Here is a 16,837-nt window from a genome sequence, read left to right as displayed (position 1 = left end):
GGCTCAAGGTGTTACCGTGATTTCTAGCTGACTGGGAGTATGTTTTGTCTGATCCGTTCTCATTATCCATTATTGTCCCGGTCTGGATGGAGGCGGGGGGGATTGTAGAAACCCTTGAAGCTCTTCAACCCCTGCGTTCTGCAGGGCATGAGGTTATTGTTGTGGATGCCGGCAGCACGGATGGTAGTGCCGGTCTGGCGGCTCCGCTGGCGGATCGGGTGATACAGTCGGGACAAGGCAGGGCTGTCCAGATGAATGCCGGGGCATCGGTTGCAAAAGGTGATGTCCTGCTGTTTCTGCATGCGGATACCCGGCTCCCCGTTGATGTCCAGGCTTGCCTTGAAGATTTTTTTTACAGTAACAAAGCCTGGGGTCGCTTTGACGTGCGCCTGAGTGGCCGGGGTGCGATGCTTGGGGTGGTAGCCTGGTTTATGAACAGGCGCTCCCGGTTAACGGGTATCTGCACAGGTGATCAGGCGCTTTTTGTGCGCAGATCCGTTTTTGAGGCTTTGCAGGGTTTCGATCAGCTACCGATCATGGAGGATGTCGAGTTCTCTCGCCGGCTATGCCGTATTTCCCGGCCTTTTTGTGTTCGCTCGTTGGTTATAACGGATAGCCGCCGTTGGGAGCAGCGGGGTGTCTGGCGTACCATTTTTCTTATGTGGCGGTTACGATGGCGTTACTGGCGCGGAGAATCACCGGAATCACTTGTCCACTCTTACCGTTCGGACGTTCGTAATGACACAGACTGAAACCTCACATGCAGTGTTGATGCAATTCGCCAAATGGCCGGAAGCGGGGCGTGTCAAAACCCGTCTGATTCCTGCGCTCGGGATTTCCGGGGCGCTGGATGCGCACCTGGCTCTTACGGGTGCCGTACTGGACAACCTCTGTGGATCAGGACTTCCTGTGCAGTTCTGGTGGGATAGAAGCGTGGAATCAGTCCCTGCGGATGCGCAGGAGCTTGTCAGCACTATTGAGCAGCGGAGTCTGGTTCAGAAAATACAGCAGGGTGCAGATTTGGGGGCCCGGATGTTCGATGCTCTGAGTGCTGGACTTGAGTCATATTCCCTGGCTTTGATTGTGGGAAGTGATTGCCCTTCGGTTGAATCGGATTATGTTCATCAGGCAGTTGCTCGCCTGCAGGAATGCGATGTGGTTCTGGGCCCTTCAGACGACGGTGGTTATGTTCTGATAGGCGCCCGCCGTGTGGTTCCGCATATGCTCGATGGTATTGAGTGGGGCACGGAAGCTGTGCTGGAGCAGACTTGCGAAGGGTTGAAGAAGCTGGGGCTCAGCGTTAGTTTGCTGGAGCCCCGCTGGGATGTTGATGAGCCGGAGGATTGGGCGCGTTTTCAGCTTAGTCTGCTGTGACAGGTGGCTGCTGGAGGATGAGTTTACGTGCTTCGTCAGCGCCCAAACCTTCCCCTCCGGTTACGGCACGTAATGCTCTGCCTCTGTTTAACACCGCTTCCTTGTAGGTAGCCTTCAGATCTTCAAGGCTTACTGCTTTTACAGCTTCTGCGAGCTTTTCCCGGGAGTCAAAGTTGACTGAGCCCCGGTCGATCTCACGCCAGTAGCGACCTGAAATCTCTCCCAACTGGCGATCCTGCTCCAATATGCTGCTGATCACCGCCTGTTTCTCCTGGCCCAGGCGCTCCATGCTCAGTTCGCTGAGGGTGGCCTCGTAGCTTTCGGTAAACTCGCGAACCGCCTGATCAATGTCCTCCTGGCTGGCACCAGGGGATTGAATTACGAAGCCAAGGGCGGGAGTTTCGAGCATTTCAAATGGTGTGGCGTACACAATGTAGCCAAGCTGGCGAGTGGTGCGGATGTCCTCATAAAAAGGGCTGCTTATAATTTGTGCCAGCAGGCGGAAACGGGCGCGCTCTTCAAAGCTGGTGTTCTTGCCTTGCGTGTAAAGTGTATATCCGGTATCCGGGTGGTCTACATGCAGAGAAACCAGCATTTCATTGGCGGGAAGCTTGTGCACACGGCTGCGCTTAACGTCTACAAAGTCACTCTCGCCCAGAACAACAGCATTTACCTGCTGCGCCAGGTTCAGTGTATAGGCCTCTGTAATATTACCGTGAGCCATAAGCACCGGGTCGACTTCCGAAAGCAGGGTATTGGCGAAGGACCTCAGCTCATCGAGAGTTACCTCTCTGGCAGCTTGCAGTTTTTCTTCAGTGCTCCAGGTACCCTCTAGCAGGGCAGTCTGGATGAATTCCGAAGTCTGTTCTACCGGGCGGTCTTTGGCTTTGTTCTGCAGGCTGTCTATCAGATTTTGTCGGGCTATATCAAAGCGCTGTCGGGTTACTTCCGGAGTGGCAATCTGCATCAGAATGCGGTTCATCAGGGTGTGCAATTTGTCTGTGTAGCCACCAACCCTTACCGTGATGCCGCGCAGGTGTGGATAGATGCTGTAATTCAGCCCTGCAAGGCGGGCGGAATAAGCCCAGGCATTCAGGTTGTTGTTGATGCTGTCTACAAGCAGTCTTGTCAGGACATGGCTGCGTGCGGATGCCCGGACAGCCGGCGTGCGCAGGCTGAAGAATACGTTGGCTTTTGGTGTATTAAAGCGAGTGTCCCGGGCAAACCAGATAGCCATGCCGTCCTGATTACCCAGGAGCTCAGGCTTGTCCATGGTTGTTCCGGATACCATGGTCAGATTTTCAGGCACAAATGGGTTTGGTAAGGGCAGCCGAAGTGCTTCAGCCAGAGCTTCTGGCGCCCTGGTCCGGAGATCGTCCGCATTCAGGGGCTCGATTTGCCAGGGGGTGTCATACCACTGAGTCTGGTTCGGGCTTGTTAGCTTGGGTTGCGGTGCCAGCAAATAGGCCATCACATTGTCGGGTGTTAGCCTGGCAAGGATTTCGTTGTACTGATCCGGCGCATAACGCTCCATCAACCATGGTGCACTGAGAAGGACATCTGCTGGGTAGTCCTGGAGCTGGCTCGACAGCCGCATGGCTTCATGAACCGGTTCGCCTTGTTCGCGAAAGCGAAAGTCGATTCGGGCCAGGCGCTGCATTTCTTCAAAACGCTGCTGGTCAATGCCCCGTTCACGAATGATATCAATGTATCTGAAAACCAGTGGCAGGATTTCTTCATGCCGGTTCAGGCCTTCGGGCGTCAGCGCAATGCTTATGTCGAGGGTAGCGTTATAACCCGTGTCCATACCAATGCCTGCCGAAAGGCTATCTGCGAGACCATTTTTCTTGAGCACATCGAACAGGCTTCCCGGGCCTTCATGCCCAAGCAGGTTGGAGACGTAACTGGCGGGCTTGGTGAGGTAATTCTTTTGCTGGGATGGAATCGGGAACGACAGCGACAGGCTGCGCACATCCTTGATGGCTTCCACCGTCACCATTGCTGGCAGTTTATCGGTTTCATACAGGCTTGCCATGTGTGCCCGCGGTTTCAGATCGCGGTTTTCAATGGCGCCAAAGCGCGCGCGTACCATTGTCTCTAGCTTATCCAGCGTTTGCGGGCCGTAGACTGCAAGAGTCATGAGGTTGGCAGAGTAATGGGTTTGCCAGAACCTGATCAGGTCAGGTCGAAGGGGGTTGTCTTCCGTATTCTCCAGAGTGGTCAGGTTGCCGACGGCGAACTGGTGAAAGGCATGCTCAGGATTGCTGGTAGCTTTTTTGACGGAATAGAAACGACGCCCGTCTTCTTTTTGTTTGGCTCGGAACTCTGAATGAACGGCGTGGCGTTCACGTTCAACCAGCTCAGGAGTAAACAGGGGGGCGGCAAACTGTTGGGCAAAGCGATCCAGTGCAGGCTCAAGATAGTCTGCCTGGATGTCGAAAAAATAGTTGGTGTTGCGAAACGCGGTAAAAGCGTTGTGGCTGCCACCATGGGTTTTGATGAACTGTTGGTATTCACCGGCTTTCGGGTACTTTTCTGTACCGAGAAAGAGCATGTGTTCCAGAAAGTGCGCGATGCCTTCCCGTTCTTTGGGATCATCTCCGCTGCCAATGGCTACGTCCATGGAGGCGGCAGCTTTTTCTGCATTCTTGTCGGATACCAGAATGGCTTTCAAGCCATTATCCAGTTCGATGAAACGGTAGTCGTTATTATCGTTCGGGCTCTTGTCCGGTGTTTGGGTTGCACTGGCAAAGGAGCTGACAAATAACAGGAAAAACAGCGCAAACACATTTGCTGATAGCGCCTGTCTTGGGGTCTTCAGGTGATTACCGATTTGCATAGGGTTTCTGTCATCCGGTTAAGGGTAATAAAGCTGGTTTTACCTGAGCAGGGTGTTGGGGATAACGGTGAGCTCCGCTCAGTGCATCATGGTATTGCGGGTATTTTCCGGCTGCTGGTCCAGAGTTTTTCGGGCCAGGTCTGCGGCCTGATCTGCATCGAGCTGACCGGATGCAATACGTTCAAGAACGGTTGCCATGATCGCAACAGACTGCCGGTGTTCAGCAAACTCTGCCTGGAACGCAGTGTCGATGGCCTGGTAAACCGCCTGGATTTTCTGTTCCCGGTCTCCGGCGTTCTTTGTCGTATCGTTGATGGCTTTCAGGCAGGCACGGGCAATAGCTATGTAGCGCTCGGTATTCGGGTTGTCATTCTGCATTGTCTGGCTTCCGGCATATTGCTTGAACTATGGAAAGAGTTGACGCCTGTAGACGCAATAAGTTCCTGATTATCGCATTGCTGGCGGCCTGTTTCATTGCTTTGCGGTAATTCACTGCCTGGGAGGGCGGGTGAAAATTACTGTGCTAGTCTAAAATCTGGTGTGTCCGTGAAAAAAACAGGTGAAACTGTCGGTTTCATGAGCAATATTAATATTTAAAACAATGAGTTGTAGGATTAGTGCTCTGGCAGGAGCAATATGTGTAAGTTGCATTCAAGTGCAATGCCACCGACATAAAGGCTGTATGAGACTTTGGTCTGATAAGGCTGGTGTGAACAGACAACAATAGAGCAACAAGCAGGGTGGGTTATCGATGGATTATTTCCTGACCGGTGGTACCGGATTTATTGGCCGTTTCCTCGTGGAAAAACTTCTGGCACGCGGTGGCACCGTGCATCTTCTGGTACGGGAACAGTCCCGTGACAAACTTGATACGCTGAGAGAGCGTTGGGGCGTGGATGAGTCCCGTGTTAAAGCTGTCATCGGGGACCTGACCAGCAAAAACCTGGGCCTGGACGCCAAGACCCTGAAATCGCTTACGGGAAAGGTTGATCACTTTTTTCACCTGGCGGCTGTGTACGATATGGGGGCTGATGAGGAAGCCCAGCAGGCTGCGAACATTGATGGTACCAGGGCCGCAGTGAATGCTGCAGAGGCAATGAAAGCAAAACGTTTTCATCATGTTTCATCGATCGCGGCCGCTGGCTTGTTCAAGGGGATTTTCCGGGAGGATATGTTTGAAGAAGCAGAGAAACTGGATCACCCGTATCTCAAGACCAAGCACGAATCTGAAAAAGTTGTCCGCGAAGAGTGCAAGGTGCCATACCGTATTTATCGCCCCGGCATGGTAATTGGCCACTCGGAAACAGGGGAAATGGATAAGGTCGATGGCCCGTACTATTTCTTCAAAATGATCCAGAAAATCCGTCGTACCTTGCCCCAGTGGGTGCCGACGATCGGCGTTGAAGGCGGGCGCCTGAATGTTGTTCCGGTGGACTTTGTTGTGAATGCGATGGACCACATTGCACATCTGGATGGCGAAGACGGCAAGTGCTTCCACCTGGTGGATTCCGACCCTTACAAAGTGGGCGAGATTCTCAACATATTCTGCGAGGCCGGCCATGCACCTAAAATGGGTATGCGAATAGACTCGCGCATGTTCGGTTTTGTTCCGCCGTTTATTCGCCAGAGCCTGAAAAACCTGCCGCCGGTGAAACGGCTGACAAGCGCGGTGCTGGATGATATGGGCATTCCAGAATCGGTGCTGTCCTTTATCAATTATCCCACTCGTTTTGATGCCCGTGAAACAGAGCGCGTACTGAAAGGAACAGGCATAGAGGTGCCTCGTCTGCAAGACTATGCCCCTGTGATCTGGGACTTCTGGGAGCGTCATCTTGACCCTGATCTGTTCAAGGATCGCACCCTCAGGGGTACGGTTGAGGGTAAGGTGTGTGTGATAACCGGTGCTACTTCAGGTATCGGCCTGGCGACGGCTGAAAAGCTCGCGGAAGCTGGTGCTATTCTGGTGATTGGCGCCCGAACCAGGTCTAAACTGGATGAGGTAAGCGCCGCACTGGAAGCCAGGGGGGGCAATGTGCACGCCTACCAGTGTGACTTTTCTGACATGGAGGATTGCGACCGGTTTGTGAAAACCGTTCTGGATAACCATGGCCACGTTGATGTACTGGTAAATAATGCCGGGCGTTCGATCCGTCGCTCGCTGGCGTTGTCGTTTGATCGCTTCCACGATTTTGAGCGCACCATGCAGTTGAACTACTTCGGCTCTGTGCGTCTGATTATGGGGTTTGCACCCTCCATGCTGGAGCGTAACCGGGGGCACGTGGTTAACATATCTTCCATCGGAGTGCTTACAAACGCACCACGCTTCTCGGCCTATGTTGCATCCAAGTCGGCGCTGGATGCATTCAGCCGCTGCGCTGCATCTGAATGGTCAGACAGGAATGTGACGTTTACCACCATCAACATGCCATTGGTGAAAACGCCAATGATCGCTCCCACCAAGATCTATGATTCTGTGCCGACGCTCACGCCGGAGGAAGCAGCGGATATGGTCACGAGTGCGATTATTGACCGCCCCAAACGCATCGCTACGCGCCTTGGTATTTTTGCTCAGGTATTGCATGCGCTGGCTCCCAAGATGGGAGAAATCGTGATGAACACAGGGTATCGCATGTTCCCGGATTCGTCCCCGGGTGTTGGTGGTAAGGTTATTGAGCGGCCCAAAGTGTCTACGGAACAGGTGGCATTCGCAGCAGTGATGCGAGGCATTCACTGGTAAATCGCATTTTCTGCAGTCCTGAAACAAAAAAACCGCGCTTCAGGCGCGGTTTTTTCAGGGGGTTATTCCGCTGTTCTATTCAGCTTCATCGGAAATCATGGGTGGCGGAAATCCGCCCAGTTCTTGCCAGCGGTTGACGATGCCGCAGAACAGGTCGGCTGTTTTTTCTGCATCGTATGCCGCGGAATGAGCTTCTTTGTTGCTGAACGGAATGCCCGCCAGCTTACAGGCCTGGGCCAGAACCGTGTGGCCATAAGCCAGACCAGCAAGAGTAGCAGTATCGAACGTGGAGAAAGGGTGGAACGGATTCCGGTTGATTTCCGCCCGCCGTGCCGCAGCAAATACGAAGTTATGATCAAAGGTTGCGTTGTGGCCCACCAGGATGGCGCGCTTGCAATCATTTGCCTTGACCGCTTTGCGGATGGGGCCGAAGATTTCACTCAGGCCTTCACGCTCAGGAACGGCTTCACGCTCCGGATTCCAGGGATCGATCCCTGTGAAGTCCAGCGCGGATTGCTCGAGATTTGCCCCTTCAAATGGGTCAATCTGTTGCAAATGGGTTTCAGCGCGCCGTAACCGACCGTCATCATCCATGGTCAGTATCACCGCAGCAATTTCCAGCAGCGCGTCACGTTCCGGATTGAACCCACCAGTCTCCACATCGACCACAATGGGCAAAAAACCCCGGAATCGGCGGGACATAGGGTGCGATTGCGGGTGCGGTTGTCTGTTTTCGTCAGTCACTAAGGCTCCGGTCGTGGCTGTTTATCAGGAAGTCGTAGGTAAATTACGCCAAACGCCAGTTGATGGTTTCGCCAGCTTTCAGCGGAACGATGGTACCACCTGCCAGGGGTAATTCCTCTGGCATAGTCCAGGGTTTTTTCACCAGAGTGATGGTACCGGTATTTTGCGGCAGACCATAGAAATCTGCGCCGTTCAGGCTGGCAAATGCCTCCAGCCGGTCGAGAATGCCAAGTTCGTCAAAAATATCCGCATACAGTCCGATTGCGCCGTAGGCCGAATAGCAGCCAGCACAACCGCAGGAGGCTTCTTTTCTGTCCTTTGAATGGGGGGCTGAGTCGGTTCCCAGAAAGAACCGCTTGTCACCACTGGCGACGGCATCTCTCAGTGCTTGCTGGTGACGGTTGCGCTTCAGAATCGGAAGACAGTACAGGTGAGGGCGAATCCCCCCTGACAACATATGGTTGCGATTGTACATAAGGTGCTGGGGTGTAAGCGTCGCGCCAAGGTTGTCACTCTGGTGATGCTGAACAAACTCCGCGGAATCGGCGGTGGTTATGTGCTCAAGCACAACCCTGAGGCTGGGGAAGGCTTCCAGTGTGGGCGCCAGCACCTGGTCAAGGAATACCTTCTCCCGGTCAAAAATATCAATGTCTGCATCAGTCACTTCGCCATGAACCAGCAGCAGCATGCCGCAATCTGCCATGGCCTCCAGTACCGGATAGATGTTGCGTATATCCTGTACGCCAGAGGCGGAGTTTGTGGTAGCTCCGGCGGGATAAAGCTTGGCTGCAACAACGCCTTCGGCTCTTGCCTCAAGTATATCTTCGCGGGTAGTGGACTCTGTGAGGTAAAGCGTCATCAATGGCCGGAAATCAGTACCTTTGGCCGCTGCCAGAATGCGATCCCGGTAGGCTGATGCTTCGGCCGCATTGGTTACTGGTGGCACAAGGTTCGGCATGATGATCGCCCGGCCGAAACAGGCAGCAGTTGCTGGCACAACGTCCTTAAGAAAATCTCCGTCCCGAACGTGGAGGTGCCAGTCGTCGGGGCGTATAAGGGTTAGCTGTTCTGTCATTGGCAGATTCCGCGGTACCATCAAAAGGTTGTATGAAAGGGCGTATAAAAGCGACGTAAAAGGTGTTTCCACCTTTGCCGGCGCGCGAACCCTGAAAAATTTGGCAGATTATAGCAGAACACGCCGGTGATTGTTTTTCCTCTCGTAACCTAAAGAAAACAGCATGGGTGCCGTTAAACATGGAAACCACGGAACATCGTGAACCAATGGTATAACTGCTCTGGCGCCTGTGAGGCGCTCTTATGGGACTCTTATGGTATCAGGCCTTCCCGATAAAACACTGAACATGCTGGCCGTAATCGCTCTCGGGCTGTTTTTGCCCGGAACTGGTCTGGCCGGAAGCTATGGTGCCGGAATCTCAAACAGCCAGTGGTATCTTGCGGAGTCTGTTTTCGAGTGTTCTCTGGTGCATGAAGTGCCGGGCTACGGGCGGGCTGTTTTTCGTCACAGGGCCGGGGAGGGCCTGTCATTTTTTCTTGAATCCGAATCCCGGCTTATGCGCCCCGGACGTGGCTCCCTGGTTGTTGAAGCACCTGCCTGGCGGCCGGGCGTAGCGCCTAGACCGGTTGGTGCTGTACAGGTATCTGACGGACGCAGGGCGGTCTCACTTGAAACCCGGCAGGCGGTGATTCTTGCGCAAAGCCTTTTGGAAGGCATGCGCCCAACCGTTACCCGAGAATCCTCATACGATGGCAGTCCGGTACGAGTGCAGGTTTCCAACATCAATTTTAACAGCCAGTATCAGCGCTACAGATCCTGTGCTGCGAACCTTCTGCCTGTAAACATCGATCAGATCGGGCGTTCAAGAATAGCCTTTGCCAGTGGCAGCAAGACGTTGTCACAAGCCGATATGGATTTACTGGACAATATCGTTGCCTATCTGATGGCTGATACGACGGTGGAGCGGGTATTTGTTGACGGGCATAGTGATCGTATCGGTAATCGTATTGATAACCGGGCGTTATCTGAGGAACGCGCCAATGTCGTGGCGGAGTATCTGAAGAGTCGCGGAGTGGATCCGGACATGATTACTGTAAGAGCTCACGGGGACCAGTTCCCGGTATCAAGGCGCGCTGCCGATAACCGTCGCACGACGATTCGCCTGCAACGCGAGGGCGACCGCCCCGGGTTTCAGCAAGCCAATGGCTACGGCGGTACTTCTGCAGGTTAGCTCACCTGTCCTGCCAGGTTTCAGGCGGCTTCAGTAAACTGAGCTCAATACTTCCAGGTGAGCGTTCACGCTTTCTGCCAGAGCTTTCAGGTGGTAGCCCCCTTCCAGCGTCGAAATAATCCGGTCGTTACTGTATTCGCTCGCAATGCCCACCAGCATTTCTGTAAGCCAGCGGAAATCCTCGGCTTCCAGATTGAGTTCCCCCATCGGATCCAGGCGGTGAGCATCAAATCCGGCAGAGATCAGAACAACCTGGGGTTTGAATGCGTTCAGGCGTTTGATCCAGCCGTCCTCTACCTGTTTACGGTACGCTTCAGCCGAACAGTTCGCTTCGATGGGGATGTTCACTATATTGTCGGCTTGGCGGTGCACGTGCGAGTGTGGGTAGAAGGGGTGCTGGAAGCTCGAACACATCAGTATGCGTTCATCTCCGCTCACAATGTCTACGGTGCCGTTCCCTTGATGCACATCAAAATCAATGATGGCTACCCGTTCAAGATGGTGGAAATTGAGTGCCCGCATGGCAGCAAGGGCAATGTTGTTGTAAAAACAGAAGCCCATGGATTTGCTGCGTTCAGCGTGGTGGCCTGGGGGTCTTGCGCAGATAAACGCATTGGTAACCTGGCTGCTCATGACCATATCCACGGCCTGAACGTTGGCACCTGCAGCCAGTTTTGCGGCGCGCAGAGTGTCTGGCATCATGGCGGTGTCCGGGTCGGTAAATACCCGGCCACGAGTAGGTTGCATCATGTCGAGTTGTTGCAGATAGCGTTCCGGGTGCACGTTTAAAAGCTGGTCCCGTGTGATCTCCTCCGGGCGTACCCAGTCGAGCTTCTCAGCAATCCCGGTATCTGCAATATAACTGATGATGGCTGCCAGGCGGTCAGGGCTCTCCGGATGCTCTGGCCCCATGTCATGTTTTTGGCAGTCATCATGGGAAAAAAATGCGGTGGTCATAGATCTCGAAACGCCCCGACTATACTTGTATTCTCTGTGATTTTATCAGGGATATTCTGATGGCGCTGTGTTTCTTTGGTCTTATATGAGGCAATAGGCATTTCACATCGGATCGTCTATGCATAAGATAGGGAAAACACCTGTTTAAGGAGAGTCAGCTTGAGCACCCGGTATCTGGAAAGTCTGTTCAATCCTGCGTCAATAGCGGTGATAGGGGCATCTGAACGGGCAGACAACCTCGGCGGCATGGTGTTGCGGAACCTGATGAGTGGCGGCTATCCCGGCAAGCTTCTGGTGGTCAACCAGAACGATTATGAAAATGTCCACGGCGTACCCTGCGTTAAAAAAGTCTCCAAAATGGAGTTTTCACCGGACCTTGCCATTGTCTGTACGCCACCGGATACAGTGGCCAAGACAATCAGGCGCCTGGGCGAAGCTGGTGTGCGCGCCGCAATTGTGATGACTGGCGGGATGTCCCGTACCCACAGTAAAACGGGAAAACCGTTGATGTATGCGGTTCGGGATGCGGCAAAGGAAACCGGTATAAGGGTTCTCGGGCCGAACACGATTGGCTTTATGGTTCCTGCCAGAAGCCTGAACGCCACTTATGCTCATATGGGGGTTCTGCCCGGTCGCGTGGCGTTTGTGGGACAGTCGGGCACCATTGCCAGTTCGGTGATTGACTGGGCGTTTGCACGTGGAGTTGGTTTTTCCTATTTCCTCACCCTTGGTGATGGCATGGACATCGATCATGATGATTTGATTGATTACCTGGCCCAGGACACCCAGACCCGCGCAATTCTCCTGCACATTGAGCATATTCCAAACGCCCGGCGCTTTATGTCGGCGGTGCGGGTAGCCTCCAGAACAAAACCTGTGATTGCGGTTAAATCCGGACGAGTGCCCGAATCCGAGTGGCTGCCTCATGAGCTTCCCGACGGTATTGTTCGCAGTGATCCCATATACGATGCCATGCTCCAGCGCGCCGGTGTACTGCGGGTAGACGGGCTTGGGCAGATGTTTGATGCTCTGGAAACACTCACTCGCATGCGCCCTCTGCGCAGAGAATCTCTGGCAATCATGGCGAACGGAGTGGGTCCCGGAGTTCTGGCGGTTGACCGGCTGGCAGATCTGGGGGGGGAGTTGGCCTCTCTGTCGGAATCCAGTGTTACTGCCCTTGCGGAACTCCTGCCGCGGTACTGGACACGCAAGAACCCGATCGATCTCAACTACGATGCATCACCTGAGCTATACGGGAAAGCGATCAAAATTCTGGCAAAAGATCCTGAAGTTGCCAATTTGCTTGTGTTGTATGCTCCCAGTCTGACGGAAGACAGTCTGCAGATTGCCGATGCGGTAGTTCAGGCGGCAAAGGGGACGCGGCTCAATATCTTTACGTGCTGGCTGGGGCAGAGCACAGTGATGGATGCCCGCGAAGAGTTCTATCGCGCCGGTGTGCCATCGTTTTTCAATCCGGAGAAGGCGGTTGTTGCCTTTATGCAACATGTACGGCATCAGCGAGTACAGCGCCTGCTGACAGAAACTCCCGAATCGTTTACCGACCATTTTGCAGACCATGCAAATACCCGGCGGTTGGTTATGAATGCGCTTGGATCCGGGCGGAAACATTTGTCGAGCCGGGAGGCCCGGGACGTAATTCGCAATTACGGTATCAGCGCAATTGAAACGGTTTATTGTGACGATGTAGAAGAAGTGCTCGAGGCATTTTCCATTGAGCGTCGACCGGTGGATGTCACGATTGTTCACGAGCAGTCCTGTCAGCCGTTTATGACTTTGACAGCCGCCCAGCGCCGCTACAAGGGCACCATGCAGAAGCTGAGTAGTGAGACTGAAATCATCGATGCCTGCCGTTTTCTGATGGAGGAATATCAGAAGCATTTTCCGGTTAGCGGGTTCCTTGGCTTTGCCATGCAACTCTCCTATCAGCACGTTGGCGGCATTGAGTTCAGTGTAGGTATCACCCGGGATGTCCAGTTTGGCCCCTTGGTAGTCTGTGGAGCCTCCGGTGCCCATATCAACGTAATCTCGGACCGCCAGATTGCACTACCGCCACTGAACATGGTACTGGCCAGGGAGCTGTTGCGCAGGACATACATGTATAAGCTGCTCAAGGAACACAGCCTGAAGCCGGAAGCAGATATCCGGGCGGTTTCCGAAACGCTGGTCACACTTTCCCAGATCGTGATCGACAACCCTGAGATCCGGGGGCTGGAAATTTCGCCTCTGCTATTCAATGATCAGGGCGCAGTAGCGGTTAATGTAGCTATCAATCTTTCTGAAACACCGGGCCGGCCCATTATTCAGCCTTATCCGAGAGAGCTTGAGGAGTGGATTGTGCTGCCCAAGTCGGGGCGCCGCGTAATTATTCGTCCGGCCCTTGCTGAGGATGAACCCTCGCACCGGGCATTTCATGAGCTGCAGTCGCCGGAATCCATACGTTACCGGTTCTTCCAGTATCGTAAGCATTTTTCCCGGGAAGACGTTGCTCAGATGGTGCAAATCGACTACGACCGGGAAATGGTATTTATTGCCAACGCACCCAGAGAAGATGGTAAAGGAGAAGAAACTCTGGGTACCGTTAGAACCTGGACAGATGCGGATAACCTGCAGTGCGAGTTCGCGGTAATGGTGCACGATAAAATGAAAGGCGAGGGCCTTGGCATAGCCCTGATGCAGAAAATGATCGATTACTGCCGCGCCCGCGGTACGGTAGAAATGGTCGGTAACGTGCTGGCAGATAATCGCCCGATGTTGCAGCTTGCGGAACACCTGGGGTTTGAGGTGAAGTATAACCCTGAGGAAGAAGTGATGGATTTGCGGCTGGTGCTGAACGAGCCGAAAACTGCCTGGCAGAAGGAGAGGCTGGGTAAGAGGACCCACTGACACCTTTCGCGAAAGGCGTCAGTGGAGGCGTTCATTCGCCCGGTTTAATACTTACTCTTCAATGATTGCAGAACGGTCTTCACCGCCCAGGGCTTCGAGCAATCCCGGGATCAGTCTTGACAGTTCAAGGGTCATGAGGGTGAAGGCCGCGTCAAATTTTGCGACGGCATCATCCACATCTACGTCGTCGAGCTGGTCCTGCAGAGTTTCGCCAAATTTCAGCCGGCGAATACCCAGCTCCTCATCGAGGATGAAAGACACATTCTCATCCCAGGTCAGGGCCAGTTTGGTGACCTGCATGCCGGCTTCCAGGTGGTTGCGGATCTCGTCTGCTTTCAGGTCCAGGCCTTTGCAGCGAACCACTCCACCGTCTTCCGAGGGGTCTTTCAGCTCACATTCATTGCCCAGAACTATAGTGCCTGGCAAGTCGATGGTTTCATTCAGCCAACCTGTTAATGTGAAAGCTGGCGCCAGTTCCACAACGGGTGGCCGCACAGGCAGGGAGCCCAGGCTTTTACGCAGGGTTGAAGCCAGATCTTCCGCCTGTTTCGCAGAGCCTGCATCGACAACCAGAACACCATCCTTCGGAGCCAGGTAAGCAAAGCTGCGGCGGTTCCGGGAAAATGCCTGGGGTAACATCTCCAGCATCACCTGCTCTTTGATTTCGTCTTTTTCCTTACGACGAACCTTGCGGTCTTGTTCAAGCTCAATGGCTTCAGCTTTCTCTTCAACCGCATCCTTTACTACTGGCCCCGGCAGAATTTTTTCTTCCTTGCGCAAGGCAATCAGGTGATATCCATTGGCGCTGTGCACAAGCATCTCACCGTGTTTGCCCAGAGGCGGAACCCAGCCCTGCCGATTGGTTTCCTGTGGGCCGCAGGGTTTGAAAGCGTCGTTGCTGAGCTTTTCTTCCAACTCCTCAGCAGAGATATCAAAGGGTTTGGTAAAACGGAAAACGCGGGCATTGCGAAACCACATCAGGCTTGATCCTTGTCTTTCATAATTGCATGATCTCTACGAGAATTGTTTTAACGATAAAACCCACCACGCCTGCTCCCAGTACGGTAAACAGGGCAATGGTGCCAAACTTTCCAGCCTGTGATTTTTTTGCCAGATCCCAGACGATAAATCCCATCCAGCCAATAAGGCCTGTCAGAAGCACCAGCATGGCGATCTGAGAAAATACTGCTTCATTCATGGCGTGCTCCGAACTCAATCTGAATTACTGTTCATCCCGCAGGAAAACCCAGTTGTTCTTATCAGATTGGTCTTCGCTGAAATAGTAGCCGTCAAGGTCAAAACCTTTGAGGTCGTTAGCGTCGGTGATACGGTTCAGGATGGCGAAGCGGCACATCAGGCCGCGGGCTTTCTTGGCGTAGAAACTGATCATTTTGTATTGACCGTTCTTCCAGTCCTTGAATTGGGGGGTGATCAACCTTCTTTCAAGGTCTTTTTTTCTGAGACTTTTGAAATACTCGTTCGAAGCCAGGTTTACCAGCACTTCGTCGTCGTTCTTCAGCAGGCGGTTTATTTCCTGGGTAAGGCGGTCGCCCCAGAAGGCGTAAAGATCCTTGCCGCGTTTGTTCTCGAATTTTGTTCCCATCTCCAGCCGATACGGCTGCATCAGGTCAAGAGGTTTGAGTATGCCGTAGAGACCGGACAGCATGCGCAGATGCTTTTGGGCAAAGCTGAAGTCCTGCTCGCTGAAGCTTTCAGCATCCAGCCCGGTGTATACATCTCCTTTGAACGCCAGTATGGCCTGGCGGGCGTTCGCAGGGGAAAAGGGTGTGTGCCAGCTCTGGAACCTCTCTGCGTTCAACTGACCCAGTTTGTCGCTGATGCTCATCAGGTTACTGATCTGATGGGGCTCCAGTTCCTTTAACTGATCAATCAGCTCGCAGGCGTCATCCAGAAAGTCGGGCTGGGTATAGGTTTCCGTTGCCAGCGGGCTCTCATAGTCGAGGGTTTTGGCGGGAGAGATAACCATCAGCATGTCAGATAATTCCTCATTGCAGAAACGTAAGTAACTGATCCTGGTTAAACGGCCAGTCGAGTTCTTGCCCGGTATCGCCCCGCCGGAGCACGGGAATCCGTGTGCCGTAGCGTTGTACCAGCTCTTCTGATTGCGCTATATCCACAACATCCACGGGTACAGGAGCCGGCATTGGTGTGTTCACCAGCAGAGCTTCTGCGAGCTCGCACAGGTGGCATTGGGATGTGGTGTAAAAAAGCAGGTCCATTATTTGGGTTGAGCGTCCACTTGTTGTCCGTTTACGCCTGCGCTGTCTTTACCCATCAGGTACAGGTAAACCGGCATAATCTCTTCCGGTGCCGGATTTTGCTGGGGGTTTTCAGCGGGGTAGGCATGGGCGCGCATATTGGTTCTGGTGGCACCCGGATTAAGACTGTTAACCCGCACGTTGTGGTGCTCGTCATCCAGTTCATCAGCCAGGAGCTGGCTCAGTCCTTCAACTGCAAACTTGGATACTGCGTAGGCCCCCCAATAAGCCTTTGCTTTGCGGCCTACACCAGAGGACGTGAAAATTACCGATGCTGCATCCGATTTGCGTAGCAGGGGAATCATCGCCCGGCTCAGAAGGAATGGAGCCGTCACGTTCACGTGCATGACCTTGTTCCAGATCTCCGGATTGTACATTTCCACCGGGCGGCGGTCGCCAAGAATGCCAGCGTTGTGCAACAGGCCATCAAGCTGTCCGAAGTTATCTTCCAGGGTCATGGCCAGTTCTTCGTAATTTTTTGCGGTAGCGCTTTCAAAATTCATTGGCACAATGGCTGGCTTCGGGTGCCCTGCCGCTTCGATTTCGTCGTAGACCGACTCCAGTTTACTCACTGTTCTGCCAACAAGAATCACTGTGGCGCCGTGCGCAGCATAGGTCTTTGCTGCTGTGCGGCCAATACCACTGCCTGCACCGGTCACCAGTATAATGCGATCTTTTAGTAGATCCGCGGGTGCCTGGTAATCTTGCATAACCTGTCTCCGTGTCAGCCTGAGGTTCATCAGAGTGCGTTAAAGTT

Annotated in this window: 15 protein-coding genes; 5 read left to right on the top strand and 10 right to left on the bottom strand. The window is 53.6% G+C overall.

Annotated features, from left to right (window positions below):
* Nucleotides 1-44 precede the first annotated feature (44 nt).
* Together DS878_RS02375 and DS878_RS02370 are read left to right on the top strand one after the other, a co-directional pair.
* Nucleotides 45-752 carry a TIGR04283 family arsenosugar biosynthesis glycosyltransferase gene (locus tag DS878_RS02375; protein ID WP_187298715.1) on the top strand — a complete coding sequence of 236 codons (708 nt, stop codon included), beginning with the start codon at nt 45-47 and terminating at the stop codon, nt 750-752.
* Nucleotides 739-1,374 (top strand): TIGR04282 family arsenosugar biosynthesis glycosyltransferase, encoded by a 636-nt coding sequence (locus tag DS878_RS02370; protein ID WP_113814356.1) that lies wholly within the window; start codon nt 739-741, stop codon nt 1,372-1,374. The genes DS878_RS02375 and DS878_RS02370 overlap by 14 nt, the downstream gene beginning before the upstream one ends.
* Here the strand turns inward: DS878_RS02370 and DS878_RS02365 are convergent.
* Nucleotides 1,361-4,213 (bottom strand): insulinase family protein, encoded by a 2,853-nt coding sequence (locus DS878_RS02365; protein WP_113814355.1) that lies wholly within the window; start codon nt 4,211-4,213, stop codon nt 1,361-1,363. The genes DS878_RS02370 and DS878_RS02365 overlap by 14 nt on opposite strands.
* A gap of 78 nt (nt 4,214-4,291) precedes the next feature.
* Entirely contained in the window at nt 4,292-4,591 is a 300-nt protein-coding gene (locus tag DS878_RS02360) for a hypothetical protein (RefSeq protein WP_113814354.1), read from the bottom strand.
* Between the two features lie 373 nt (nt 4,592-4,964).
* On the opposite strand from DS878_RS02360, the gene DS878_RS02355 reads away from it, so the two are divergent.
* Nucleotides 4,965-6,950: an SDR family oxidoreductase gene (locus tag DS878_RS02355; RefSeq protein WP_113814353.1), complete on the top strand. Its 1,986-nt coding sequence runs from the start codon at nt 4,965-4,967 to the stop codon at nt 6,948-6,950.
* 75 nt (nt 6,951-7,025) lie between these two features.
* Here DS878_RS02355 and rnt read toward each other — a convergent pair whose 3' ends face one another.
* Nucleotides 7,026-7,694, bottom strand: coding sequence for a ribonuclease T (gene rnt, locus DS878_RS02350; RefSeq protein WP_187298714.1), 669 nt, complete (start codon nt 7,692-7,694; stop codon nt 7,026-7,028).
* A 43-nt stretch (nt 7,695-7,737) separates the two neighbouring features.
* A complete protein-coding gene (pyrC, locus tag DS878_RS02345; protein WP_113814352.1) occupies nt 7,738-8,769 on the bottom strand; it encodes a dihydroorotase in 1,032 nt (343 codons plus the stop codon).
* Nucleotides 8,770-9,022: 253 nt separating this feature from the next.
* Here pyrC and DS878_RS02340 point away from each other — a divergent pair, with 253 nt between their 5' ends.
* Nucleotides 9,023-9,940: a flagellar protein MotY gene (locus tag DS878_RS02340; RefSeq protein WP_113814351.1), complete on the top strand. Its 918-nt coding sequence runs from the start codon at nt 9,023-9,025 to the stop codon at nt 9,938-9,940.
* Nucleotides 9,941-9,970: 30 nt separating this feature from the next.
* Here DS878_RS02340 and DS878_RS02335 read toward each other — a convergent pair whose 3' ends face one another.
* Nucleotides 9,971-10,897, bottom strand: coding sequence for a histone deacetylase family protein (locus tag DS878_RS02335; protein WP_113814350.1), 927 nt, complete (start codon nt 10,895-10,897; stop codon nt 9,971-9,973).
* Between the two features lie 159 nt (nt 10,898-11,056).
* Between DS878_RS02335 and DS878_RS02330 the strand changes: the two genes are divergently transcribed.
* Nucleotides 11,057-13,801: a GNAT family N-acetyltransferase gene (locus DS878_RS02330; RefSeq protein ID WP_113814349.1), complete on the top strand. Its 2,745-nt coding sequence runs from the start codon at nt 11,057-11,059 to the stop codon at nt 13,799-13,801.
* 51 nt (nt 13,802-13,852) lie between these two features.
* Here the strand turns inward: DS878_RS02330 and rdgC are convergent, their stop codons facing one another.
* Genes rdgC through DS878_RS02305 form a run of 5 tightly spaced genes read right to left on the bottom strand, consistent with a single transcriptional unit; the run spans nt 13,853 to nt 16,790 of the window.
* Nucleotides 13,853-14,779: a recombination-associated protein RdgC gene (gene rdgC / locus DS878_RS02325; RefSeq protein WP_113814348.1), complete on the bottom strand. Its 927-nt coding sequence runs from the start codon at nt 14,777-14,779 to the stop codon at nt 13,853-13,855.
* Nucleotides 14,780-14,798: 19 nt separating this feature from the next.
* Nucleotides 14,799-14,999 (bottom strand): DUF2788 domain-containing protein, encoded by a 201-nt coding sequence (locus tag DS878_RS02320; protein WP_113814347.1) that lies wholly within the window; start codon nt 14,997-14,999, stop codon nt 14,799-14,801.
* Between the two features lie 24 nt (nt 15,000-15,023).
* A complete protein-coding gene (gene yaaA, locus DS878_RS02315) occupies nt 15,024-15,794 on the bottom strand; it encodes a peroxide stress protein YaaA (protein WP_113814346.1) in 771 nt (256 codons plus the stop codon).
* 13 nt (nt 15,795-15,807) lie between these two features.
* Nucleotides 15,808-16,041 carry a glutaredoxin family protein gene (locus DS878_RS02310; protein WP_113814345.1) on the bottom strand — a complete coding sequence of 78 codons (234 nt, stop codon included), beginning with the start codon at nt 16,039-16,041 and terminating at the stop codon, nt 15,808-15,810.
* Entirely contained in the window at nt 16,041-16,790 is a 750-nt protein-coding gene (locus DS878_RS02305; RefSeq protein ID WP_113814344.1) for a YciK family oxidoreductase, read from the bottom strand. Before DS878_RS02305 ends, DS878_RS02310 begins: the two co-directional genes overlap by 1 nt.
* Nucleotides 16,791-16,837 lie beyond the last annotated feature (47 nt).

The organism is Marinobacter sp. F3R11, assembly GCF_003318275.1.
Taxonomy (GTDB): Bacteria; Pseudomonadota; Gammaproteobacteria; order Pseudomonadales; family Oleiphilaceae; genus Marinobacter.
Note: the sequence above shows the minus strand (reverse complement) of the source record. Positions and strands in the feature narration are given on the sequence as shown.

Coding starts and splice junctions, on each gene's coding strand:
- DS878_RS02310 (WP_113814345.1), bottom strand. CDS start 16,041: ATGGACCTGCTTTTTTACACCACATCCCAATGCCACCTGTGCGAGCTC.
- DS878_RS02370 (WP_113814356.1), top strand. CDS start 739: ATGACACAGACTGAAACCTCACATGCAGTGTTGATGCAATTCGCCAAA.
- yaaA (WP_113814346.1), bottom strand. CDS start 15,794: ATGCTGATGGTTATCTCTCCCGCCAAAACCCTCGACTATGAGAGCCCG.
- pyrC (WP_113814352.1), bottom strand. CDS start 8,769: ATGACAGAACAGCTAACCCTTATACGCCCCGACGACTGGCACCTCCAC.
- DS878_RS02360 (WP_113814354.1), bottom strand. CDS start 4,591: ATGCAGAATGACAACCCGAATACCGAGCGCTACATAGCTATTGCCCGT.
- DS878_RS02335 (WP_113814350.1), bottom strand. CDS start 10,897: ATGACCACCGCATTTTTTTCCCATGATGACTGCCAAAAACATGACATG.
- DS878_RS02355 (WP_113814353.1), top strand. CDS start 4,965: ATGGATTATTTCCTGACCGGTGGTACCGGATTTATTGGCCGTTTCCTC.
- DS878_RS02305 (WP_113814344.1), bottom strand. CDS start 16,790: ATGCAAGATTACCAGGCACCCGCGGATCTACTAAAAGATCGCATTATA.
- rdgC (WP_113814348.1), bottom strand. CDS start 14,779: ATGTGGTTTCGCAATGCCCGCGTTTTCCGTTTTACCAAACCCTTTGAT.
- DS878_RS02340 (WP_113814351.1), top strand. CDS start 9,023: ATGGTATCAGGCCTTCCCGATAAAACACTGAACATGCTGGCCGTAATC.
- DS878_RS02320 (WP_113814347.1), bottom strand. CDS start 14,999: ATGAATGAAGCAGTATTTTCTCAGATCGCCATGCTGGTGCTTCTGACA.
- DS878_RS02365 (WP_113814355.1), bottom strand. CDS start 4,213: ATGCAAATCGGTAATCACCTGAAGACCCCAAGACAGGCGCTATCAGCA.